The organism is Allobosea sp. NPDC055594 (genome assembly GCF_053618995.1).
In genome coordinates this window covers 110,612-133,167 of sequence record NZ_JBSHIO010000007.1, presented here as the reverse complement: position 1 = coordinate 133,167, position 22,556 = coordinate 110,612, and the positions used below count along the sequence as shown (strand labels likewise).

Genomic DNA, 22,556 nt, shown 5'->3' with positions numbered 1-22,556 from the left:
GTTGTATGTCTGGTAAACGACGGCGTCAGATTGCATTGCGCATGCTCCCCGTGCGACGGCGCCATGGCCGCCATGTCGCTTGCCCCCTTGCCGCTGCCGGCCCGAAGCCGCATTCTCCCCCGCATCTGGCCATGCCGAGAGTTCGGGGACGCGACCGACCGCCGCGATGAACGACCAGTCCTTTCGCCTCCCGCCCCGGCGCCGGCTGCGAACGCGCCTCGACGACCTGCCTACCACCAGGAAACCCGTCCTGATCGTCCTGCATCAGGAGAACTCGACCGCAGGCCGGGTCGGTCGGTTGCTGGTCGAGCGTGGCCATGCCCTCGACATCCGCAAGCCGCGCTACGGCGACCCTCTTCCCGCGACGATGCGCGACCATGCCGGCGCGGTGATCTTCGGCGGCCCGATGAGCGCCAATGATCCCGACGATTTCGTCAAGGCGGAGATCGACTGGATCGGGACCTGCCTGAAGGAAAACGCCGCCTTTCTCGGCATCTGCCTGGGTGCCCAGATGCTGACCCGTCATCTCGGCGGCACGGTCTATGCTCATCCGCAGGGCCGGGCCGAGGTCGGCTATTACCGGCTCGACCAGACCGAAATTGGCAGGAGCCATGCGGACGCCGCCGGCTTCGCCTGGCCCGGAACGGTCTATCAATGGCATCGCGAAGGCTTCGATTGCCCGCCCGGGGCCGAATGCCTAGCGACCGGATCCGATTTCCCGGTGCAGGCGATCCGCGCCGGGGAAAGGGCCTATGGCATCCAGTTCCACCCCGAGGTGACGCCCGCCATGATGTGCCGCTGGTCCGTCCGCGGCCATGAGCGCACGCTGATGCCGGGCGCGCAACTGCGCCAGCAGCATCTCGACGGCTGGTACCAATACGACCCGGCCGTCCGCGGCTGGCTCGACGCCTTCCTCGACCATTGGCTGAAACAGCCGGAAACCGCCGAGCCATCGACATGAGCCGCAGCATCCTCGTCCTCGGCGCCGGCATTGTCGGCGTCTCCTGCGCGCTCGCCCTGCAGCAGCGCGGCTTCGCCGTGACGCTGCTCGACCGGCGCGAGCCCGGCCGCGAGACCTCCTATGGCAATGCCGGGGTGATCGGCCGCTCCTCGCTGGTGCCGCTCAACAACCCCGGGCTCTACGCCAAGCTGCCGGGCTATCTCGGCAACCGCCATCCCGCCCTGCATCTCGACTGGCGCCGCGCGCTGACCAGCCCGGGCTGGATGCTGCGTTTCCTTTGGGAAGCCCGGCCTTCGCAGGCTGCGGCCCGGATCGCGGCGATGGACGGGCTGACCGCGACGGCGGTCACGCTGCACCGCTCCCTGATGCAGCAGGCCGGTATCAGCCATCGCCTGCGCGAGACCGGCACGCTCAAGCTCTGGCGTAGCGAAGCGGGACTCTCGGCGGCCCGGGCCGAACAGGCCCTGCTCCAGGCCCATGGCATCGCATCCGAGATCCTCGACCGGCAGGGCATCTCCGCCCTCGAGCCATCCCTGAAACCGATCTTCCCGACTGGTCTGTTCATCGCGGCCAATGGCTCCGTCGACTCGCCCGGCGCCGTCACCGCCGGCTACGCCGCCCTGTTCGTCGCCCGCGGCGGCACGCTCGTTCAGGACGAAGTCACGGCACTTCGCCGGGAGGGCACGCTCTGGCGGATCCAGACAGCGCAGCGCCTGCACGAAGCCGGCGACGTCGTCATCGCGCTCGGCCCCTGGAGCGCCGATCTGCTGCGCCCGCTCGGCCTCGACCCCAAGCTCGATGTCGAGCGCGGCTATCATCGCCATTTCGCGGCGAGCGCCGGCGCCCGTCTGAGCCGGCCGGTCTATGATGTCGACGCAGCCTATTTCATGACGCCGATGGAAGAGGGCTACCGCGTCACCAGCGGTGTCGATCTCAGCCGGCGCGACGCGCCCGACCAGTTGCGCCAGATCGAAAGCGTCACGCAGAGCGCGCGCGAAGCCTTCCCGCTCGGCGCGGTCCGCGGCAAGACCTGGCGCGGAGCCCGGCCGACCCTCCCGGATTCGCTGCCGATGATCGGCGCCGCGCCCGGGCATCAGGGCCTCTGGCTCGCCTTCGGCAACCAGCATCTCGGCTTCTCGACCGGCCCGATGACCGGCGAACTGCTCGCGGCGCTGCTCAATGGCGAAGCGCCGCCGATCGACCCGAAGCCCTACGCGCCGGGGCGTTATCTCTGAGGCGGCCCCCACGCCTCATTGCTGCCGCGCGGATCACGCCAACGAAAAACGCCAGCCCGGGGGCTGGCGTTTTTCGAGAACCGGAAGCGCTGGCCGTCGTGTCGGACGGCCGCGCCGCCTTCAGACCTGGCGCGCCACCATCATCTTCTTGACCTCGGCGATCGCCTTGGCGGGGTTCAGCCCCTTCGGGCAGGCATTGGCGCAGTTCATGATGGTGTGGCAGCGATAGAGCCGGAACGGATCCTCGAGATCGTCGAGGCGCTCGCCGGTAGCCTCGTCGCGCGAGTCGATCAGCCAGCGATAGGCCTGCAGCAGCGCCGCCGGGCCGAGATAGCGATCGCCATTCCACCAATAGCTCGGGCAGGAGGTCGAGCAGCAGGCGCAGAGAATGCACTCATAGAGCCCGTCGAGCTTCTCGCGATCATCCTTGGCCTGCGACCATTCCTTCTCCGGCGCCGGCGTCGTCGTCTTGAGCCAGGGCTCGATCGAGGCGTGCTGGGCGTAGAAGCGGGTGAGGTCGGGGACGAGATCCTTGACCACGGGCATGTGCGGCAGCGGATAGATCGCGACCTTGCCCTTGGACCCGCACTCGTCGATGCCGGTGGTGCAGGCGAGCCCGTTCTTGCCGTCCATGTTCATGGCGCAGGAACCGCAGATGCCCTCGCGGCAGGAGCGCCGGAAGGTCAGCGTCGGGTCGACCTTGTTCTTGATCCAGATCAGCGCGTCGAGGACCATCGGCCCGCAATCCTCGCGGTCGACATAATAGGTGTCGGTACGCGGATTGGCGGTATCGTCGGGATTCCAGCGATAGACCTTGAACTCGGTGACCTTCTTGGCGCCGGCCGGCTTCGGCCAAGCCTTGCCCTCGGTCAGGCGGGAGTTCTGAGGAAGATTGAATTCAGCCATCTGTCAGATCGTCCTCAATACACCCGCGCCTTGGGCTTGATGTACTCGATGTCGTTGGACAGCGTGTAGGTGTGCACCGGACGGTCGTCGAGCGTGACGGTGCGCTTCTCGTCGTCGATCCAGGCGAGCGTGTGCTTCATCCAGTCCTTGTCGTCGCGGTTCGGATAGTCCTCGCGGGCATGGGCGCCGCGGCTTTCCGGACGGTTCAGCGCCGAATCCATGGTCACCACGGCCTGGGTGATCAGGTTCTCGAACTCCAGCGTCTCGATCAGGTCCGAGTTCCAGATCAGCGAGCGGTCGGTCACGGCGATGTCGGTGATGCCGCCCCAGACCTCGTGGATCAGCTTGTGGCCCTCTTCCAGGGTCTCGCCGGTGCGGTAGACCGCGCAGTTGTTCTGCATGGTCCGCTGCATGCGGTCGCGCAGATCGGCCGTCGAGGTCCCGCCCTTGGCGTTGCGGTATTTGTCGAGGCGCGAGAGCGAGAGATCGGCCGAATTCTTCTGCAGTTCCGGCTGCTTCTCGCCGGCCTGGACCGTCTCGGCGCAGCGCAGCCCGGCCGCGCGTCCGAAGACGACGAGGTCGATCAGCGAGTTCGAGCCGAGGCGGTTGGCGCCGTGGACGGAGACGCAGGCCGCCTCGCCGATCGCCATCAGCCCGGGCACCACGGCATCCGGATCGCCGCCGACCTTGGTCAGCACCTCGCCGTGGAAGTTCGTCGGGATGCCGCCCATGTTGTAGTGCACCGTCGGCAGCACCGGGATCGGCTCGCGGGTGACGTCGACGCCGGCGAAGATCTTGGCGCTTTCCGAGATGCCCGGCAGGCGCTCGTGCAGGATCTTCGGGTCGAGATGGTCGAGATGCAGGTAGATGTGGTCCTTGTTCTTGCCAACGCCGCGCCCGCCACGGATTTCCATGGTCATCGAGCGTGAGACGACGTCGCGCGAGGCGAGGTCCTTGGCCGAGGGGGCATAGCGCTCCATGAAGCGCTCGCCCTCGGAATTGGTAAGGTAGCCGCCCTCGCCGCGCGCGCCTTCGGTGATCAGGCAGCCCGAACCATAGATGCCGGTCGGGTGGAACTGCACGAACTCCATGTCCTGCAGCGGCAGGCCGGCGCGCAGCACCATGCCGCCGCCATCGCCGGTGCAGGTATGGGCCGAGGTCGCCGAGAAATAGGCGCGACCATAGCCGCCGGTCGCCAGGATGGTCTGCTGCGAGCGGAAGCGGTGCAGCGTGCCGTCGTCGAGCTTGAGCGCGATCACGCCGCGGCAATGGCCGTCATCGTCCATGATCAGGTCGATGGCGAAATACTCGATGAAGAACTCGGTATTGTAGCGCAGCGCCTGGCCATAGAGCGTGTGCAGCATGGCGTGGCCGGTACGGTCGGCGGCGGCGCAGGTGCGCTGGGCCGGCGGGCCTTCGCCGAATTCGGTGGTCATGCCGCCGAAGGGACGCTGGTAGATCTTGCCGCTCTCGGTGCGTGAGAAGGGCACACCCCAGTGCTCGAGCTCATAGACCGCGGCCGGGGCGTTGCGGACGAGATATTCGATCGCATCCTGGTCACCGAGCCAGTCCGACCCCTTGACGGTGTCGTACATGTGCCACTGCCAGGTGTCCTTGCCCATATTGCCGAGCGAGGCGGCGACGCCGCCCTGGGCCGCGACGGTGTGCGAGCGCGTCGGGAAGACCTTGCTGATGCAGGCGGTGCGCAGGCCGGCCTGCGAGCAGCCGACGGTGGCACGCAGGCCCGCGCCGCCGGCGCCGACGACGACGACGTCGAAGCTGTGATCGGTGATCGGATAGGCTTGGCCGGTATAGGCCGGCCGCGCGGGGCCACGGGTGATCGCCATGGGTCAGCCTCCGAACGACAGCTTGAGCAATGCGAAGGCGCAGGCGGCGCCGACCGCGATCGCGAAGAAGGTGTTGGCCATCACGGCCAGGATCTTCAGGCCCTCGCTGTGGATATAGTCTTCGATGATGACCTGCATGCCGAGGCGCATATGCACCGCTCCCGAGATCACGAAGAGCAGCATCAGGATCGCCACCAGCGGGTTGGCCAGCGTCGCGACGGCGGCCGCATAAGGCTTGCCGATCAGCGAGATCACGACACAGAGGAAGGCCAGCGTCAGCAGGACATTGGCGACGGCGGTGACGCGCTGCAGCCAGAAATGTCCGGTGCCGGACTTGGCCGAGCCGAGGCCGCGGACGCGGGCGAGCGGGGTGCGCATCGACGAATTTGAGAGCATCGGCGTTTCCTCAGCGCAGGGCGTAGGCGGCGATCCAGACCAGCAAGGTCAGGACGCCGGAGACCAGGCCGCTGAACTTGGCGAGGTTCATCCGGGTCTGCGGATCATAGCCATGGCCCATGTCCCAGACGAAATGGCGCAGCCCGCCGACCATGTGGTGGAGCAGCACGAAGGTGTAGCCGAACAGCACGAGGCGGCCGAGCACCGAGCCGGCGATCGCCTGCGCGGTATCATAGGCGGCAGGGCCGGACGCCGCGGCGACGAGCCAGAAGGCGACCAGCAAGGTGCCTCCGTAAAGCGCCGCTCCGGTGGCGCGATGGGCGACCGACATCGCCATCGTCCAGGACCAGCGGTAGATCTGCAGATGCGGCGAAAGCGGGCGCGCCGCCGGTTTGACCTCGGCCAAGTTGAACTCTCCCGAACCTTCAAGCTCGCCAATGAACGATCGCTTGGTATCGTTCTAGAGTGAATGGCTCTCTAACGAAACCCGACCTCTGCTGCAATGCGAGAGCGTCAAGGCTCGGTTACAGAAACGCGATCCTGTAACTTTAGCTCGCCGGATCCCGCTCTTGCAAGCCGCCATGCGAAAGCCGGCCCGCCTGCTGCCTTCAGGCTCCGAACCGCGAGGATATGCGGTTCGGACCGCGCCTGGCGGGCTTTCAGCGCGGCAGCAGCGCCCAATAGTCGAAATCGAGGATGACGCCCTCGGCATACTGGTCGCCCTGTTTCAGCGGATGCTCGTTGCAGGGCAGGTTCTTGGTCGCGACGAGCCGCAGGCGCAACGCCCCGACATCCTCCCGTCCCGGCAGTTCGGCCGCCTCGAGCACCTCGCTCCAGGCATAGGCCGTGTCGCCGGCGAAGAGCGGCGCGACATGCCGGCCGGCATTGATCGCGGCGACATGGAAGGCATTGCCGAGCCCGTTGAAGGACAGGGCTCGCGCCAGGCTGATGACATGGCCGCCATAGATCAGGCGCTTGCCGAAACGGGTCTCGCGCGCGCCATAGCCGTCGAAATGCACCTTGGCGGTGTTCTGGTAGAGCCGCGTCGCGATCTGATGCTCGGCTTCCTCGACGGTCATGCCGTCGACATGGTCGATGCGCTCGCCCGCCCGGTAGTCGCCCCAGCGGAAGGGCGAGCCGGCGAGCCCGTCATCATAGCCGGCGAGCGCGAGCGCCGGGCAGCTCTCACCCAGAGCGTCCGGCAGCACCGCCTTGGGCAGCTCGGGAACGAGTTCGAACGCCGCCGGCGTACCGGGGCTGCGCTTGCGCACCAGCACCCAGCGGGCATAGCTCAGCACGATCTCGCCATGCTGGTTGCGGCCGATCGAGCGGACATAGACGATGCCGGCTTCGCCACCCGAGGTCTGTTTCAGCCCGATGACCTCCGAGGTCGCCGAGAGCGTATCGCCCGGATAGACCGGCCTCAGGAAGCGGCCATCGGCATAGCCGAGATTGGCGACGGCGTTGATTGAGATATCCGGAACGGTCTTGCCGAAGACGATATGGAAGACCAGGAGATCGTCGACAGGTGCGGCAGGGTAGCCGATCGCCTTGGCCAGCGCGTCCGAGGACTGCACCGCGAAGCGTGCCCCGTAGAGGGCTGTATAGAGCGCGACATCGCCGCTCGTCACCGTGCGCGGCGTCGCATGCACGATCGTCTCGCCCAGGCGGAAATCCTCGAAGAAGCGGCCGGGGCTGGTCTTGGGGGCGATCTCGGACATGACGGGCTCTCGTTGCGGAAACGCGATTGTGCGCTGCAACGGGGGCGCAGGTAAAGCCGGCAGCGGGCAGGATCGCGGCAGCCCGGCCGAAGCGCGCCGAAGAGCCCTCCGGCCGCCGCTTCGGCGCATTGGCGATGTGGGAGCCGCCTACCCCGCCACCGTCTGCAGACGGGCGAGATCGACATTGGCACCGCAGACGAGGACGCCGACCCGCTCGCCCGGCCCCGGCTTATAGGCGCCGTGGAGCAGCGCCGCGAGCGCCGCAGCCCCACCAGGCTCGACCGCGAGGCGGAAATCGCGCCAGAGCGCGCCTTGCGCCTCGCCGATCGCGCTGTCGGGCACGAGCACGACATGGTCGACCGTGTCCTTGCAGACATCGTAGACCAGCTGACCGACATTGCGCGCGCCCAGCGAATCCGCCGCGACGGAGGCGACCTGCACGGTCACCGGCGCCTTGGCCTCCAGCGCCGCCTGCAACGCCCGCGAGCCTTCAGGCTCGACGCCGACGACCTTGACCCTGGTACCCGCGAACCAGGAGGCGATGCCGGAGATCAGCCCGCCACCGCCGACGGCGACCAGCACCGTGTCGAGATCCGGCTCCTGGTTCTGCCATTCCTTTCCGAGCGTGCCCTGGCCGGCCATCGTCTCCGGGGCGGCGAAGGGATGAATCTTGAGCGCGCCTGTCTCGGCCACGAACTGGTCGCAGGCCGCCTGGGCATCATCATATTGCGCGCCGCCAATGCGGACATCGGCGCCGAAGCGCCGGATCGCCTCGACCTTCGCGGCCGGCGAGATCTCCGGCACGAAGATCGTCGCCCTGACCCCGCGCTTGCCGGCGGCATAGGCGACGGCCGCGCCGTGATTCCCGCCCGACGCCGCCGCCACCCCGGCGGCCGGGACATCGAGCGAGAGCAGATTGTTGAAGGCACCGCGCGTCTTGAACGAGCCGGCATGCTGCAGGCATTCGAGCTTGAGCGAGACATCGGCGCGCGATCCGAAGGCGCCGGTTCCGAGCCGCATCACCGGCGTGGTGCGGGCATGGCCGGCGATGCGTTCGGCCGCGGCTTCGATCATCGGGCGCGGAACGGGCTGGTCAGACATGGCGATATCCTGCGAAGCGGGCCGATCCGGCGCGAAGCTCCAGATCGCGATGGGAAGACCGTGGCTATCGCGTCCCGGCCGATCCGGAAAGGGTCTCCCACGCCCGGCCGCAATGTGCCGGGCGACGATCAGGGCCGCGAGCGCGTCGAGCACGTCATCGGCTGCGGCACCGCGAGGTGGCGCGGCGGCCAGCACCGCTTCGGCGAGGCCGGCGGCCCGCAGCAGCGCCCGCCGCTCCGCCATGCCTTCGGGATTGACGGCGCCCTTGATCTTTTTGGGGTGCTGCAGGGGCGCACCCCGCAAGGTGCGAAAGGCGAGCTCCGGATGCACCTCGAAGATTGCCCCACGCCAGGCGGGCTCCGCCCGCAGGAAACCGTCGATCTCGCGGATCTTCGGGAAGAGGTGGAAGCCCTGCCGCGACACTTTGCGCGGCGGCGACGAGGTCGCGAGCGCGGCGCTGCAAGCTTCCTGATAGGTGTCGGCGTAGACCGTGGCGCGCGAGGGAATCGCGAAGACTGAGGATTGCCGCGCCCCGAGTAGGCTGCGTACCGCCTGCTCCGGCCCGCGGCCGGCCCGCTCGATATGGTCCGGCAGGCCGATCGGCATGTCGACCGCGACCAGGCTGCCCGGCGGCAAGCTGCGGATCAGGCCGCTCCAGCTGCGCTCGACCTGCAGGATCGGGGCCTTGGTTGTCGAAACGTCATAGGAAGCTGCGATCCAACCGGCCTTGCAGCCATCCACGCCCACGATCCAGCCCATTCTCGAATTCTCCCGCCCGGGGGTGACGTCGCCATTGCGCAGCGTTTAGTGTGCGCTGCAATAAGAACCGTGAGGAGTGTCGCCATGACCGAAATCCGTCCGCGCCGCAGCGTGCTCTATATGCCCGGCTCCAATGCCCGTGCGCTCGAAAAGGCGCGCGAGATCGCGGCCGACGCCCTGATCCTCGATCTCGAGGACGCGGTCGCGCCAGAGGCCAAGGACCTCGCCCGTACCCAGGTCTGCGACGCCGTCAAGGCCGGCGGCTATGGCCGACGGGAACTGGTGATCCGCACCAACGGGCTCGACACCCCCTGGTTCGATGCCGATCTGGCCGCCGCCACGGAAGCCGCGCCCGACGCGATCCTGATCCCGAAAGTCGCTTCCCCCGAGACGCTGGTCGAGATCGGCCAGCGTCTGGTCGGGCTCTGGGCCAAGCCGGAAACCCAGATCTGGGCGATGATCGAGACCCCGCTCGCCATCCTCGACTGTGAGCGCATCGCGCGCGCGGCGCGCGATCCCTCGACCCGGCTCGCCTGTTTCATCCTCGGCACCAACGACCTCGCCAAGGAGACACGCGCGCGTTTCGTGCCCGGCCGGGCGCCGATGCTGCCCTGGCTCACCACGGCGATCCTGGCGGCGCGCGCCCATGGGCTCGACGTGATCGACGGAGTCTACAACGACCTCAAGAACGAGGCCGGCTTCCTGGCCGAGTGCGAGCAGGGCCGCGATCTCGGCTTCGACGGCAAGACCCTGATCCATCCCAATCAGGTCGCGGCCGCCAATACCGTTTTCGCCCCTGAAACTGCCGAGATCGAGCGCGCCCGCGCGATCATCTCCGCCTTCGAGCAACCCGAGAACGCCGACAAGGGCGCGATCCAGCTCGATGGCCGCATGGTCGAGCGCCTGCATGCCGAGATGGCGCGCCGTGTCGTCGCGCTCGCCGAGGCGATCTGAGCCTCGCCAGTTCGGACCGATTTCGCTCGGACCCGCATGCCAGGAGGGCCGCGGCGCCCTCTCGCCTCGGGCGGGGCTGCGACTCTGATGGCAGGCCATGACGAAGGCCCGCTCGTGATAGGCACCGGCGTCACAATAAAAAAGGCCGGGAGCGAGCTCCCAGCCTCTCAATTCCGTCGATCGGCTGCGCGTCAGGCGGCCTTGCGATCCTCGAAGACGCCGCGGAACTCGCGCAGCTGCACCAGCTGCTCCGCAAGGCGCTTCTGCTCGGCCTCGTCCTGCGAGCCGGCGAGACGGGTCTCGGCGGTCACGATTTCCTGGTCGAGCACCGACAGGTTGACGTCCTCGATGAAGCGAGCCTGCTCCGCGAGAATGGTCAGGCTCTCGGCATTGACCTCGGCGATGCCGCCGGAAACGTAGAATTCCTTGCCGTTGTTCGCATCCGTCTGGAGCATGACGATGCCGGGCTTCAGCACCGCCACCAGCGGGGCGTGACCGGCCAGGATCGTCATCTCGCCCTCGACCGAGGGGACGATGACGCTGACGACCTCGCCCGAGAACAGGATGCGCTCCGGCGAGACGAGTTCGAACTTGAAGGTGGCCATCGTACAATCTCTCCAGGCTCGTCATGGTCGGGCTTGACCCGACCATCTCTGAAACCAGTGTCTTCTCGTCCAGAGATTCTCGGGCCAGGCCCGAGAATGACGCGTGTCACGTCTCCCGGCCGGCAGGGCCGGCCGGATTGGCCCGTGAAACTTACGCCGCTTCGGCGGCCAGGCGCTGCGCCTTCTCGATCGCCTCGTCGATCGAGCCGACCATGTAGAAGGCCGCTTCCGGCAGGTGGTCGTACTTGCCCTCGACCAGACCCTTGAAGCTCTTGATCGTGTCCTCAAGCGCGACGAGCTTGCCCGGCGAGCCGGTGAAGACTTCGGCGACGTGGAAGGGCTGCGACAGGAAGCGCTCGATCTTGCGGGCGCGGGCGACCGCCGTCTTGTCCTCTTCCGAGAGCTCGTCCATGCCGAGGATCGCGATGATGTCCTGCAGCGCCTTGTAGCGCTGGAGGATCTGCTGGACCTGGCGGGCCACCGCATAGTGCTCCTCGCCGACGATGGCGGGCGAGAGCATGCGCGAGGTCGAGTCGAGCGGGTCGACCGCCGGGTAGATGCCCTTTTCCGCGATCGAGCGCGAGAGCACGGTCGTGGCGTCCAGGTGGGCGAAGGAGGTCGCCGGGGCCGGGTCGGTCAGGTCGTCCGCCGGCACGTAGATCGCCTGCACCGAGGTGATCGAGCCCTTGGTCGTGGTGGTGATGCGCTCCTGCAGCGCGCCCATGTCGGTGGCGAGCGTCGGCTGATAGCCCACCGCCGAGGGGATGCGGCCGAGCAGCGCCGACACTTCCGAACCCGCCTGGGTGAAGCGGAAGATGTTGTCGACGAAGAACAGCACGTCCTGGCCCTGGTCGCGGAAGTGCTCGGCGACGGTCAGGCCGGTCAGGGCGACGCGGGCGCGGGCGCCCGGGGGCTCGTTCATCTGGCCATAGACGAGGGCGCACTTGGAGCCGGCCGCCGAGCCGCCGTTCTCCTTCGGGTCCTTGTTGACGTTCGACTCGATCATCTCGTGATAGAGGTCGTTACCCTCGCGGGTACGCTCGCCGACGCCGGCGAACACCGAGTAGCCGCCGTGGGCCTTCGCGACGTTGTTGATCAGCTCCATGATCAGCACGGTCTTGCCGACGCCGGCGCCGCCGAACAGGCCGATCTTGCCGCCCTTGGCGTAGGGAGCCAGGAGGTCGACGACCTTGATGCCGGTGACGAGGATCTGCGCCTCGGTCGACTGCTCGGAATAGCTCGGGGCCGGCTGGTGGATGCCGCGCGAGGTCGCTGCGCCGATCGGGCCGGCCTCGTCGACCGGCTCGCCGATCACGTTCATGATGCGGCCCAGGCACTCGTCGCCAACCGGCACCGAGATCGGGGCGCCGGTGTCGGTGACGGACTGGCCGCGCACCAGACCTTCGGTCGAGTCCATGGCGATGGTGCGCACGGTGTTCTCGCCGAGATGCTGCGCCACCTCGAGGACCAGGCGGTTGCCGAGATTGTCGGTCTCGAGCGCGTTCAGGATTTCGGGCAGGACGCCGTCGAACTGCACGTCGACGACGGCGCCGATGACCTGCGCGACGCGGCCGGTACCGGTGTTGGCGGGCTTCTCGGCGGACTTGGTCTTGGTTGCGGCTTTGGCCATGGTTTTAAAACCTCGGATTCGCGTTCAGCGTGTCGGTGGCCGGCGCGCCGGCCTAATGTTCAGGCGGCGATTAGAGCGCTTCCGCGCCGGAGATGATCTCGATGAGTTCCTTGGTGATCATCGCCTGACGCGAGCGGTTGTAGATTTGCGTCTGCTTCTTGATCATCTCGCCCGCATTGCGGGTGGCGGAGTCCATCGCGGACATGCGGGCGCCCTGTTCGGAGGCGGCGTTCTCGAGCAGCGCCCGCAGCACCTGGACCGTCAGGTTGCGCGGCAGCAGCGTCTCGAGGATCTCGCCTTCCTCGGGCTCGTAATCATAGACCGCTTCGGTGGTCGCGGTGCCGGCCGGGATCTCTGCCGGAATGATGCGCTGTGCCGTCGGGATCTGCGAGATCACCGATTTGAACTTCGAGAAGAAGATCGTCGCGACGTCGAACTCGCCGGCGGCGAAGCGCGTCAGGATGTTCTGGGTGATCGCCTCGGCATTGGCGAAGCCGACCTGCTTGAACTCGCGCAGGTCGACGACCTGGATGATGTCGTTCTCGAACAGCCGCTTCAGGGCGTCGTAGCCCTTCTTGCCGACGCAGAGGATCTTGACCGTCTTGCCCTCGGCCTTGAGCGCCTGCGCCTTGTCGCGCGCCAGACGGGCGATCGACGAGTTGAAGGCGCCGCACAGGCCGCGCTCGGCGGTGAAGACCACGAGCAGGTGGACCTTGTCCGAGCCCGTGCCGGAGATCAGGCGCGGCGCGCTGTCGCCGGAGATGCCGCCGGCGAGATTGGCCAGCACCTTCTCCATGCGCTCGGCATAGGGACGAGCGGCTTCGGCCGCCATCTGGGCGCGGCGCAGCTTCGCCGCCGCGACCATCTGCATGGCCTTGGTGATCTTCTGCGTCGCCTTCACCGAGGCGATCCGGTTACGCAGGTCCTTCAATGAAGGCATGTCTAGCTCTCACCCCGTCATGACCGCGCGCGGCCAATCCCGTCTCGATCCGCAGCGGCCGCGATCTTCGCGACCAGCCGTGTCCTTGACCCTCATGGCCGGGCATTCGCGCGGCCAGGCGCTTGCACGCCTCAGGCGAACGTCTTGGCGAAGCCCGAGACGATGTCCTTCAGCTTCGCGGCGTTCGCGTCCGAAAGATCCTTCGTCGAGCCGATCTCGTTCAGCAGGTCGGCATGCTTGGCACGGACCAGCGAGAGCAGGCCGTCCTCGAAGGCGCGGACCTTGTTGACCGGCAGCGGATCGAGATAGCCGTTGACGCCGGCATAGATCACGACCGTCTGCTCTTCCATCTTCAGCGGCGAGAACTGGCCCTGCTTCAGGAGCTCGGTCAGGCGGGCGCCGCGGTTGAGCAGGCGCTGCGTGACCGCGTCGAGGTCCGAGCCGAACTGGGCGAAGGCCGCCATCTCGCGATACTGGGCGAGCTCGCCCTTGATCTTGCCCGCGACCTTCTTGGTCGCCTTGGTCTGCGCGGCCGAGCCGACGCGCGACACCGAAAGGCCGACGTTCACCGCCGGGCGGATGCCCTGGTAGAACAGGTCGGTCTCGAGGAAGATCTGCCCGTCGGTGATCGAGATCACGTTGGTCGGGATATAGGCCGAGACGTCGTTGGCCTGGGTCTCGATGACCGGCAGCGCCGTCAGCGAACCCTTGCCGGCCGCGTCGCCCATCTTGGCGGCGCGCTCGAGCAGGCGGGAATGGAGATAGAACACGTCGCCCGGATAGGCCTCGCGGCCCGGCGGGCGGCGCAGCAGCAGCGACATCTGGCGATAGGCGACGGCCTGCTTGGAGAGGTCGTCATAGATGATCACGGCGTGCATGCCGTTGTCGCGGAAATACTCGCCCATGGCGCAGCCGGCGAAGGGCGCCAGGAACTGCATCGGGGCGGCGTCCGAGGCGGTCGCGGCGACGACGATCGAGTACTCCAGCGCGCCGCGCTCCTCGAGCACCTTCACGAACTGGGCGACGGTGGAGCGCTTCTGGCCGACGGCGACGTAGACGCAGTACAGCTTCTGCTGCTCGTCAGCGCCTTCGACGTTGAGCGACTTCTGGTTCAGGATCGTGTCGAGCGCCACGGCGGTCTTGCCGGTCTGGCGGTCGCCAATGATCAGCTCGCGCTGGCCGCGGCCGATCGGGATCAGGGCGTCGATCGCCTTGAGGCCGGTCGCCATCGGCTCGTGCACCGACTTGCGCGGAATGATGCCGGGCGCCTTGACGTCGACGCGGGCGCGGGTCTTGGCCTTGATCGGGCCCTTGCCGTCGATCGGGTTGCCGAGCGCGTCGACGACGCGGCCGAGCAGCTCCTTGCCGACCGGCACGTCGACGATGGCGCCAGTGCGCTTGACGGTCTGGCCTTCCTTGATCTCGCGGTCGGAACCGAAGATCACGACGCCGACATTGTCGCTCTCGAGGTTGAGGGCCATGCCGCGCACGCCGGACTCGAACTCGACCATCTCACCGGCCTGGACCTTGTCGAGGCCGTAGACGCGGGCGATGCCGTCGCCGACGGAGAGAACCTGACCGACTTCGGTGACGGACGCCTCGGACCCGAAATTGCTGATCTGGGTCTTCAGGATCGCGGAGATTTCAGCGGCGCGGATGTCCATCAGCCGACCTCTTTCATGGCAAGACGAATTGAATTGAGTTTGGTTTTCAGGGACGCATCGACCATGCGCGAGCCCATCTTGACGACGAGTCCGCCGATGATGGCCGGGTCGATCTTCACGGAAAGCGCGACATCCTGGCCGGCGACGTCCTTGAGAGTCGCGGTGATGTCCTTGAGCTGGGCGGCGGAGGGCTCCTCGGCCAGCGTCACCTCGGCGCTGACGATGCCCTTGGCCTCGGCGACCTTGGCGCGGTAGGCGCGGATCATGCCCGGCAGCGCGAACAGACGGCGCTTGCTGGCGACGAGGCCGATGAAATTGGCGGCGAGACCCGCGATCCCGGCCTTGGCGAGCAGCGCGTTGACGGCTGCGACCTGATCCTGGGCGGAGAAGGCCGGACTGCCGATCAGCCGCTGCAGATCGGCGCTCTCGGCGATCATCGCGCTGAAAGAGTCGAGATCGGTGGCGACGGCATCGACCGTCTTGGCCTCGGTGGCCAGCTCGAACAGAGCCGTGGCATAGCGCCCGGCAACACCCGAGACAGGGGACTGTTCCTGCGATCCGCCCTGGGCCACGCTTCGCTCTCTCTTCCAAGGGACCGCCCCGGCGACCTTCTGACGAAGGTGGAGTGCATGGTCCCGACGCTGCGATGATCAAGCGCACGCCCGCCCGTTGCCAGGGCGCGCCGCGCTTGGATTGCGGCGGTGCACTAGCATGGGGATCGGGGGGCCGCAACCCGACGGAACGGGGTAGCGCACGCTTTGGATGCGGTCAAAGGAAGCGCCCCATGCGCCAACCGCGCGACAAGGCCGGCGACTCGGCCCGTGGCCACGTTCGATGCAGGCTCCAACCGGCCGGTCCGGTGTTCGGACTCTGGAGGCGACATGGCGCCTTTCGGCAAGGCCGATCGCGGTCCGGCACATTTTCGCACGAGGCGGTTGCCGGCTCGTGCGAAGACAATTCTACATGACAGGGGCGCAGGGCGTTTTCGCGTTTCGGCGAAATTCGGACATTCGCTAGAGGAAGCTCTGCGGATCGACGTCGACCGCCACCCTGACCGAGCCCTTCGGCCGCGGCGCCCGCTTCAGCCAGGCGCGCAGATAGCCCTGCAGATCGATCTCCCGTGAGGTGCGCACGATCAGCCGCATGCGGTGGCGCCCACGCAGGATGGCGAGCGGTGCCTCGGCCGGCCCCAGGACGGCGACGCCGGCCGGCGCCTCGGCACAGCGGGCCAGCGCCCTTGCATGGGTCTCGGCCTCGGCTTGCGCATTGGCCGAGACGATCAGCGCCGCAAGGCGCCCGAAGGGCGGCAGCCCGGCCGCCTCGCGTGCCGCCGTCTCTGCGGCGTAGAAGCGTTCAGGATCGCCGGAGACCAGCGCCTTCAGGACGGGGTGAGCGGGATCATGGGTCTGCAGCAATGCGCGTCCCGGCTTCTCGCCGCGCCCGGCTCGGCCGGTGACCTGCCGCAGCACCTGGAAGGTGCGCTCGGCGGCGCGCGGATCGCCCGAGGTCAGGCCGAGATCGGCATCGACCACGCCGACCAGCGTCATGCCCGGGAAATTATGGCCCTTGGCAACGAGCTGGGTGCCGATGACGATGTCGAACTCGCCTTCGGCGACTGCCATCAGCTCCTGCTTCAGGCGCTCGGTCCCGCCCGGGAAATCGCTCGAAAGCACGATCGCCCGCGCCTGCGGGAACAGGGTCGCGACCTCCTCGGCGAGGCGCTCGACACCGGGGCCGCAGGCGGCCAGCGTCTCCGGCTTGTGGCAGGAAGGGCATTCATGCGGCCGGCGCTCGACATGGCCGCAATGATGGCAGACCAGAGCGCGGCGGAAACGATGGTCGACCAGCCAGGCCGAGCAGTTCGGGCACTGGAAGCGATGGCCGCAATCGCGGCAGAGCGTCAACGGCGCATAGCCGCGCCGGTTGAGGAAGAGCAGAGACTGCTCCTTCGCCTCGAGATTGGCCTCGACCGCCTTGATCAGCGCCCCGGAGATCCAGCGCCCGCGCTCGGGCTTGTCGCGGCGCAGGTCGACCAGGCCGAGCGTCGGCAGGTGCCTCCCGCCGAAGCGCTCCGGCAGCTTGAGGTGAAGATAGCGCCCGCGCTCGGCATTGACCCGCGTTTCCAGCGAGGGCGTCGCCGAGGCCAGCACCACCGGAGCGCTCTCGATCTTGCCGCGCACAACCGCCATGTCGCGGGCGTGATAGGCGACGCCGTCCTCCTGCTTGTAGGCCGCTTCGTGTTCCTCGTCGACGATGATCAGGCCAAGGTCGCGATAGGGCAGGAACAGCGCCGAGCGTGCGCCGGCGACGACCAGCGCCTCGCCCTCGGCGATCGCCGCCTGCAGCCGCTCGCGGCGTCGCCCGCTCACCGCCGAATGCCAGAGGCCGGGCCGGACACCGAAGCGGCTCTCGAAACGGTCGATGAACTGCGCCGTCAGGGCGATTTCCGGCATCAGGATCAGGCTCTGGCGCCCGAGCCGGATCGCCTCGGCGACCGCCTCGAAATAAACCTCGGTCTTGCCGGAGCCGGTGACGCCCTCGAGCAGCGCGACGCTGTAGGCCTGGCTGCACACGGCGGCGACGAGACGCTCCGCCACCTCCTGCTGGCCCTCGGAGAGCGCCGGCCTCGCATGGTCCGGATCGGGCCTCGCGGCGATCGCCTGCTGGGGCAGCGCCTCGACGCAGAAGGTGCCGGCGTCGACCAGCGAATCGATCACCGCGGCACTGACCGCGGCCGCCTCGGCCAGCGCCGACTTGCCGACCAGCAATCCGCCTTCGGCCGCGGCGATGGCGCGGGCGCGGGCCGGCGTCATCCGGGCCGGCGGCGGGCCGACGAGCCGCACACCGAGCTTGGGGCGCTCGGGCCGGTCGTCCGGCGGTCGGCGCAGGGCGAGTGCCAGCACCGAGCCCTTGGCGGCGAGCGTGTACCAGGCGACCCAGTCGACCAGTTTCATCAGCGCCGGATCGAGCGGCGGCAAGTCGAGCTTGGCCGCGACCTTCTTGAGGTTGCCGCCGCGGCCCGAGCCGCGTTCCCAGACCACGCCGATCGTCTCGCGCGGTCCGAGCGGCACCTGAACGACGTCGCCCGGCGCGAGCGCGAGCCCGGCCGGGACGGCGTAGCTGTAAGCCTGGTCGAGACCGAGCGGGATCAGCACCTCGACCGTGCCGCCGCCCTGCCCCTTGTCGAGCGCATCGTCCATGCGCCCGTCTCTAGCACTGATTCGCCGCGATGACCGGCGAGAAGCGAAGCCGCCGCAGGCGAGCGGCTCAGGCGGCGACGGGCTGGCGCCGCCCGAAGGGCAGCGCCTTCCAGGCCATCACGGCCCAGAGCAGTATGGTCAGCACCCCGAGCGTGCCGGCGATCGGCCGGTCGAGGAAGCCGATGAAGGAGCCGCTCGCCTTGATCATCGAGGACATGAAGTTCTGCTCGAGCATCTCGCCGAGCACCAGGCCGAGGATCAGCGGTGCGACCGGGATGCCGTGCTCCTCGAGCAGCCAGCCGAAGACGCCCATGACGACCATCAGCACCACGCCGTAGAGCGAGTTGGTCATGGCGAAGGAGCCGACCATGCAGAAGATCAGGATCACCGGCAGCAGGATGTTGCGCGGCACGCGCAGGATCTGCTTGGCCGATTTGATCGCCGCCCACCCGAGCGGGAACATCAGCAGATTGGCGAGGATGAAGATGATGAAGACGGCATAAATCAGCTCCGGCGTCTGCAGGAAGACGGTCGGACCGGGGTTCATGCCCTTCATATAGAGCACGCCAATGACGATCGCCGTAATCGAATCGCCGGGGATGCCGAAGACCAGGGCCGGGATCCAGGCGCCACCCAGCGCCGAATTGTTGGCCGAGGTCGAATCGACGATGCCTTCGATATGGCCGGTCCCGAACTTCTCCGGCTCCTTCGACATTTTCTTCGAAACGGCATAGGAGACCCAGGCCGCGATGTCGGCGCCGGCGCCCGGCAGGGCTCCGATCACGGTGCCTATCACCGAGCCACGGATGAAGTTCTTCCAGTAGCGCCGCGCTACCGCGCCGAGCCCGGCGAACATGTTGCCGACCGCCTGCTGGACCCGCGCGCCGGCCGCCTCCATCGTCACGGCGCCGCGCAGCAGCTCCGAGACGGCGAACATGCCGATCAGCGTCGGGATGAAGTTGATGCCCGACAACAGATCGACATTGCCGAAGGTGAAGCGCGGCTGGCCTGCCGCCGGATCGATGCCGACCGTGCCGATGGCGAGACCGATGAACAGCGAGAGCAGTCCTTTCAACGGATCGCCCGTTCCGATGAAGACAGCGCAGGTCAGGCCGAGGCAGGCGAGCCAGAAATACTCGAAGGAGGAGAAATTGATCGCGACCTCGGCGAGCACCGGCGCCAGCAGCACCAAGATGGCGACGCCGAAAATACCGCCGAGCACCGAGAAGACCAGGTTGACGCCCATGCACAGATCGAGCTGACCCTTCTTGGTCATCTCATAGCTCTCATCGGCATAGGCCGCCGAGGCGGGCGTGCCGGGCATGCGCAGCATCGCCGCCGGGATGTCGCCTGCGAAGATCGCCATGGCGGTCGCGGTGACGATCGCGCCGAGAGCCGGCACGGGCGCCATGAAGAAGGTGACCGGCACCAGGAGCGCCGTGGCCATGGTCGCGGTCAGCCCCGGCATCGCTCCGACGAACATGCCGAACACGGCCGAGCCCATGATGATGGCCAGGACATAAGGGTCGAAGACCAGCCCGAAAGCGGTTGCGATTGCGCCCATTACCGCCTCCTCAGAGCACGCTGTCGAGAATGCCGCGCGGCAACGGCACGCGCATCATCGAGCTGAAGAACCAGTGGACCAGCAACGTCATGCCGACCGCCACGATGACCGCCGTCAGCGGCCTTACGCCAAACCAGAGAAAGAGCACGAGCTGGATCAGCATGGCGCTGGGAATGAAGCCGAGGGGCTCGGAGGCGAGGATGTAGAACGCCATGGCGCCGAGCATCAAAGCAAAGGAGGCGACGCGGCGCGGCTGCGAGGTCCAGCCGTCGAGCAGGAGCCAGCGTCCGCCTGCGGCATGCTCGCGCCAGCCGCGGAGCATCAGCAGCACCGAGCAGCCGATGATTCCGGCACCGAGAATGCGCGGAAACAGGCTCGGCCCGTATTGCTGGCCAGGGAACGCCGGAAATGAAAAGGTCATCGCGATCATGGCGGCGGCGATCGCGAGGAACACCAGCCCGACCACGGCGTCGTTGAAACGCATTGGCAGTCTCTCCATCGACCCGCGCGGCAGTCCCGCGCGGGGCCAGGGCCGGCAAAGCCGGCCCGTTCGAAATCAGGTTGAAATCAGGCCTTCTTCGCCAGCCCGGCGGCGTTCATCGCCGCCGCCATCGCCTTGTCGCCGTCGGCCATGAACTTGGTGAAGCCGGCCTGGTCGGCGAAAGTCATGCCGAAGCCGCGGGCATTCATGAAGTCCTGGAACTCCTTCGACTCATAGGCCTTCTTCAGCTCGGCGACGAGCTTGGTCTGCACCGCCTCGGGCAGCCCCTTCGGCCCGGCGATGCCACGCCAGGCGCCGACCGAGTAGTTGATGCCGAGGGTCTCGTTCAGGGTCGGCACGTCCTTGAACTGCGGGTTGCGCGCCTTCGCCATGATGGCGAGCGACTTCGCCTTGCCGGCATCGAGCATGGCACGCGCCTCGGGGACCGAGCAGGTGACGATGTCGATGCCGCCCGCCGCCAGGTCCTGCATCGCCGGCGCCGCGCCGTTCGACGGAGCCCAGGCGACATGGTCGGGCTTAAGGCCCATGGCGACCAGCCAGCCGATCAGCGCCAGATGCCAGATGCCGCCCTGGCCGGTGCCGGACGCCTTGAACTTGCCGGGAGGCGCAGCCTTGATCGCATCGGCCAGCGCCTTGATGTCCTTGTAGGGGCTCGAGGCCGAGACCTGCACGCCCGGTGGGTCCTCGTTCATCAGGGCGAGCGGCGTGTAGCTGGTCGGATTGAGCTCGGTCAGGCCCTGATGATGCATCATCGTGATTTCGACGGTGATCATGCCGATCGTGTAGCCATCGGGCGCCGCCGTCGCGATCGCCGAATGGCCGACCACGCCCGAGCCGCCGGTCCGGTTGACCACGTTGACGGGCTGGCCGAGGCTCTTTTCCAGCATGGCGGCGACGATGCGCGCCGTCGCGTCCGTGCCGCCGCCGGCCCCCCAGGGGCAGACCAGGGTCACCGGCCGGTTCGGCCATTGTGCCTGGGCGATCGCCGGGTGCGCGATCAGCCCGGTCGCACCGGCGGCCGCGGCACCTTTCAGAATCGTACGTCTGCTGAACTCACTCACGATAGCGCTCCTCCACTTCAATCGATTTAGAAGGTGACGGCTTCTCCGCGCAGCGGGGCCATCTTGAACTTCGGGCGCCATCTGAACTGATTGCAGCCGCAGAGGCAACAGTTTTGCATGCAGTATGCACCGGCTTGCATGCAAGTTTTTCTCAGGGCGCGCAGCTCACCGGGACCACGGCCTTTCCGGCGGCCTCGACGATCGCGCCAGTACTTTGCTCAGGCGCATCGCCTTTCGCGGCCGGAATCCGGGTCTGCGTCCGGGCCAGGAATGCCTGCAACGCTCCCGTGTCCGCCATCGCATAACTCCGCTGCGGAGCGACGCCTGCGACAAGCGCCTTGTCCGAAGGACCGGCAGTGACGAGCCCGGCGAGCCGGCCTTGCCGGTCGAAGACCGGGCTCCCCGCCCCACCCGGCTGCAGCGGCGCGAGCACGGCCTCGCCGCGCAGTTCCGCGGCCAGGGCGACGGCGCCGCGCGCCGCGCCATTGCTGTCGAAACCGAGCACCACCGCGGCTTGCGCCGGCTGCGCCGCATTATCGCGCAGGCCGAGGCCGGGCTGCTCTCCGAGGCCGGGCACGTCGAGCAGGGCCAGCCCGCTCGCCTGATCCTGCAGCCGCAATTTCCCCGGATGTCCGCCGACCTTCAGCGCTTTGCAGGCCTCGACTGCGACCCCGGCCGTCAGCACCAGCTCCCGGGCCACGACGAGGCCGACACCGAGACGCTCCGTCGCTGCGGCGACCGGCGTCGCGTTTGCCATCGCCGCGCCGGCCAAGGGCGCCGCCGGAGCCGGGCCGGTCGGAAACGGCTCGAAACTGTCGGCGATCGCGGTCACGACCTTGTCGAAGGTCGCCGACACCGCCTTGTCGTAGCCGACCGAGAAGCCGCGCAGACCGGACGGCCCGCTCGCCTGCCTGCGGAAGAACCTGCCACCCGGCGTCTCGCCGGCGACAACGAAGAAACTCGGCTGCAGCAGCTTGTAGGTGATGCGGCGCGGCACGTTCCGATTGACGGCGATCTGCCGCTCGAACAGCGCCGCCAGCGGCTCGCTCGCCGGCCCGGCGCTGACATCGAGCGTGATCCTGCCATCGGCGCTCTGCCAGCGGCTGCCGCCGTTCGGCAGAGCCTCGCGCTTCGGCAGCAGCCTTTGCGGGATGCCGATGCGCACGCCGGTGCGCTCGTCCGTGACGACCGCGAACCCCGCCGCCTCGCGCGCCGTCCGCGCCAGCCGGGCGAGTTCCTGCCGTTCCGCGGGGCTCAACCGGCCGTCCGGCTGACCACGCCCGGCCTTGAAGCCATTGACGGCCCGGAAGGTCAGCGGTCCGAAATTGCCGGTGGCGGCACTGTTGAGATGCCCGGTCCAGATCAGATCGGCCTGGATCGCCTTGCGTTCGGCTTCTGACAGTCCTTCGAAGATGCGCGTCGCAGCTTCCACGCGCGGATCCGCAGGGCGCGGCTGTGCCGACGCCGGCCCATGGCAGAGCAGCAGAGCTGCGACGAGGCCGGGTATCGA

19 protein-coding genes are annotated in these 22,556 nt (G+C 67.8%); 3 read left to right on the top strand and 16 right to left on the bottom strand.

Annotated elements, in window-relative coordinates; genetic code table 11:
* Positions 1-166 precede the first annotated feature (166 nt).
* Both ACWGRX_RS15840 and ACWGRX_RS15835 read left to right on the top strand, forming a co-directional pair.
* Positions 167-961, top strand: a complete 795-nt coding sequence (locus tag ACWGRX_RS15840; RefSeq protein ID WP_452118311.1) for a glutamine amidotransferase — start codon at positions 167-169, stop codon at positions 959-961.
* On the top strand, positions 958-2,196 hold the full coding sequence (locus ACWGRX_RS15835) for an NAD(P)/FAD-dependent oxidoreductase (RefSeq protein ID WP_452118310.1): 1,239 nt from the start codon (positions 958-960) through the stop codon (positions 2,194-2,196). The genes ACWGRX_RS15840 and ACWGRX_RS15835 overlap by 4 nt, the downstream gene beginning before the upstream one ends.
* A 120-nt stretch (positions 2,197-2,316) precedes the next feature.
* On the opposite strand, the gene ACWGRX_RS15830 is transcribed toward ACWGRX_RS15835, so the two are convergent.
* The 6 genes from ACWGRX_RS15830 to ACWGRX_RS15805 all read right to left on the bottom strand — a co-directional run bounded on the left by ACWGRX_RS15830 (position 2,317) and on the right by ACWGRX_RS15805 (position 8,926).
* Positions 2,317-3,102, bottom strand: coding sequence for a succinate dehydrogenase iron-sulfur subunit (locus tag ACWGRX_RS15830; protein WP_066479300.1), 786 nt, complete (start codon positions 3,100-3,102; stop codon positions 2,317-2,319).
* A 14-nt stretch (positions 3,103-3,116) separates the two neighbouring features.
* Positions 3,117-4,949, bottom strand: coding sequence for a succinate dehydrogenase flavoprotein subunit (gene sdhA / locus ACWGRX_RS15825; protein WP_452118309.1), 1,833 nt, complete (start codon positions 4,947-4,949; stop codon positions 3,117-3,119).
* Positions 4,950-4,952: 3 nt separating this feature from the next.
* Positions 4,953-5,345 carry a succinate dehydrogenase, hydrophobic membrane anchor protein gene (gene sdhD / locus ACWGRX_RS15820; protein WP_291642414.1) on the bottom strand — a complete coding sequence of 131 codons (393 nt, stop codon included), beginning with the start codon at positions 5,343-5,345 and terminating at the stop codon, positions 4,953-4,955.
* Positions 5,346-5,355: 10 nt separating this feature from the next.
* Entirely contained in the window at positions 5,356-5,751 is a 396-nt protein-coding gene (gene sdhC / locus ACWGRX_RS15815; RefSeq protein ID WP_291642412.1) for a succinate dehydrogenase, cytochrome b556 subunit, read from the bottom strand.
* Positions 5,752-6,004: 253 nt separating this feature from the next.
* Positions 6,005-7,066: a MaoC family dehydratase gene (locus ACWGRX_RS15810; RefSeq protein WP_452118308.1), complete on the bottom strand. Its 1,062-nt coding sequence runs from the start codon at positions 7,064-7,066 to the stop codon at positions 6,005-6,007.
* A 147-nt stretch (positions 7,067-7,213) separates the two neighbouring features.
* Positions 7,214-8,926, bottom strand: coding sequence for a serine/threonine dehydratase (locus ACWGRX_RS15805; protein ID WP_452118307.1), 1,713 nt, complete (start codon positions 8,924-8,926; stop codon positions 7,214-7,216).
* Positions 8,927-9,010: 84 nt separating this feature from the next.
* On the opposite strand from ACWGRX_RS15805, the gene ACWGRX_RS15800 reads away from it, so the two are divergent.
* Positions 9,011-9,880: an HpcH/HpaI aldolase/citrate lyase family protein gene (locus tag ACWGRX_RS15800; protein WP_452118306.1), complete on the top strand. Its 870-nt coding sequence runs from the start codon at positions 9,011-9,013 to the stop codon at positions 9,878-9,880.
* Between the two features lie 191 nt (positions 9,881-10,071).
* Here the strand turns inward: ACWGRX_RS15800 and ACWGRX_RS15795 are convergent, their stop codons facing one another.
* From ACWGRX_RS15795 to ACWGRX_RS15750, 10 genes are all read right to left on the bottom strand, one after another.
* On the bottom strand, positions 10,072-10,485 hold the full coding sequence (locus tag ACWGRX_RS15795) for a F0F1 ATP synthase subunit epsilon (protein WP_291642407.1): 414 nt from the start codon (positions 10,483-10,485) through the stop codon (positions 10,072-10,074).
* 151 nt (positions 10,486-10,636) lie between these two features.
* A complete protein-coding gene (gene atpD, locus ACWGRX_RS15790; protein ID WP_327522956.1) occupies positions 10,637-12,115 on the bottom strand; it encodes a F0F1 ATP synthase subunit beta in 1,479 nt (492 codons plus the stop codon).
* Between the two features lie 70 nt (positions 12,116-12,185).
* Positions 12,186-13,055, bottom strand: coding sequence for a F0F1 ATP synthase subunit gamma (locus tag ACWGRX_RS15785; RefSeq protein ID WP_291645938.1), 870 nt, complete (start codon positions 13,053-13,055; stop codon positions 12,186-12,188).
* Between the two features lie 131 nt (positions 13,056-13,186).
* A complete protein-coding gene (gene atpA, locus ACWGRX_RS15780; protein WP_291645937.1) occupies positions 13,187-14,719 on the bottom strand; it encodes a F0F1 ATP synthase subunit alpha in 1,533 nt (510 codons plus the stop codon).
* Positions 14,719-15,291, bottom strand: coding sequence for a F0F1 ATP synthase subunit delta (locus tag ACWGRX_RS15775; protein WP_291635677.1), 573 nt, complete (start codon positions 15,289-15,291; stop codon positions 14,719-14,721). Before ACWGRX_RS15775 ends, atpA begins: the two co-directional genes overlap by 1 nt.
* A gap of 441 nt (positions 15,292-15,732) precedes the next feature.
* Entirely contained in the window at positions 15,733-17,919 is a 2,187-nt protein-coding gene (locus tag ACWGRX_RS15770; RefSeq protein WP_452118305.1) for a primosomal protein N', read from the bottom strand.
* Positions 17,920-17,986: 67 nt separating this feature from the next.
* Entirely contained in the window at positions 17,987-19,483 is a 1,497-nt protein-coding gene (locus ACWGRX_RS15765; protein WP_452118304.1) for a tripartite tricarboxylate transporter permease, read from the bottom strand.
* Between the two features lie 10 nt (positions 19,484-19,493).
* Positions 19,494-19,967, bottom strand: coding sequence for a tripartite tricarboxylate transporter TctB family protein (locus ACWGRX_RS15760; protein WP_291635671.1), 474 nt, complete (start codon positions 19,965-19,967; stop codon positions 19,494-19,496).
* An 83-nt stretch (positions 19,968-20,050) separates the two neighbouring features.
* Entirely contained in the window at positions 20,051-21,046 is a 996-nt protein-coding gene (locus tag ACWGRX_RS15755) for a tripartite tricarboxylate transporter substrate binding protein (protein WP_452118303.1), read from the bottom strand.
* Between the two features lie 151 nt (positions 21,047-21,197).
* The gene (locus ACWGRX_RS15750) at positions 21,198-22,478 is read right to left on the bottom strand and encodes a peptidoglycan-binding domain-containing protein (protein WP_452118302.1); all 1,281 of its coding nucleotides are present in this window, start codon (positions 22,476-22,478) and stop codon (positions 21,198-21,200) included.
* Positions 22,479-22,556 lie beyond the last annotated feature (78 nt).

Bases quoted from the DNA above. Each gene is read 5' to 3' on its own strand.
- ACWGRX_RS15840 (WP_452118311.1), top strand. From the start codon at position 167: ATGAACGACCAGTCCTTTCGCCTCCCGCCCCGGCGCCGGCTGCGAACG.
- ACWGRX_RS15835 (WP_452118310.1), top strand. From the start codon at position 958: ATGAGCCGCAGCATCCTCGTCCTCGGCGCCGGCATTGTCGGCGTCTCC.
- ACWGRX_RS15830 (WP_066479300.1), bottom strand. From the start codon at position 3,102: ATGGCTGAATTCAATCTTCCTCAGAACTCCCGCCTGACCGAGGGCAAG.
- sdhA (WP_452118309.1), bottom strand. From the start codon at position 4,949: ATGGCGATCACCCGTGGCCCCGCGCGGCCGGCCTATACCGGCCAAGCC.
- sdhD (WP_291642414.1), bottom strand. From the start codon at position 5,345: ATGCTCTCAAATTCGTCGATGCGCACCCCGCTCGCCCGCGTCCGCGGC.
- ACWGRX_RS15810 (WP_452118308.1), bottom strand. From the start codon at position 7,066: ATGTCCGAGATCGCCCCCAAGACCAGCCCCGGCCGCTTCTTCGAGGAT.
- ACWGRX_RS15805 (WP_452118307.1), bottom strand. From the start codon at position 8,926: ATGGGCTGGATCGTGGGCGTGGATGGCTGCAAGGCCGGTTGGATCGCA.
- ACWGRX_RS15800 (WP_452118306.1), top strand. From the start codon at position 9,011: ATGACCGAAATCCGTCCGCGCCGCAGCGTGCTCTATATGCCCGGCTCC.
- ACWGRX_RS15795 (WP_291642407.1), bottom strand. From the start codon at position 10,485: ATGGCCACCTTCAAGTTCGAACTCGTCTCGCCGGAGCGCATCCTGTTC.
- atpD (WP_327522956.1), bottom strand. From the start codon at position 12,115: ATGGCCAAAGCCGCAACCAAGACCAAGTCCGCCGAGAAGCCCGCCAAC.
- ACWGRX_RS15785 (WP_291645938.1), bottom strand. From the start codon at position 13,055: ATGCCTTCATTGAAGGACCTGCGTAACCGGATCGCCTCGGTGAAGGCG.
- atpA (WP_291645937.1), bottom strand. From the start codon at position 14,719: ATGGACATCCGCGCCGCTGAAATCTCCGCGATCCTGAAGACCCAGATC.
- ACWGRX_RS15770 (WP_452118305.1), bottom strand. From the start codon at position 17,919: ATGGACGATGCGCTCGACAAGGGGCAGGGCGGCGGCACGGTCGAGGTG.
- ACWGRX_RS15765 (WP_452118304.1), bottom strand. From the start codon at position 19,483: ATGGGCGCAATCGCAACCGCTTTCGGGCTGGTCTTCGACCCTTATGTC.
- ACWGRX_RS15760 (WP_291635671.1), bottom strand. From the start codon at position 19,967: ATGCGTTTCAACGACGCCGTGGTCGGGCTGGTGTTCCTCGCGATCGCC.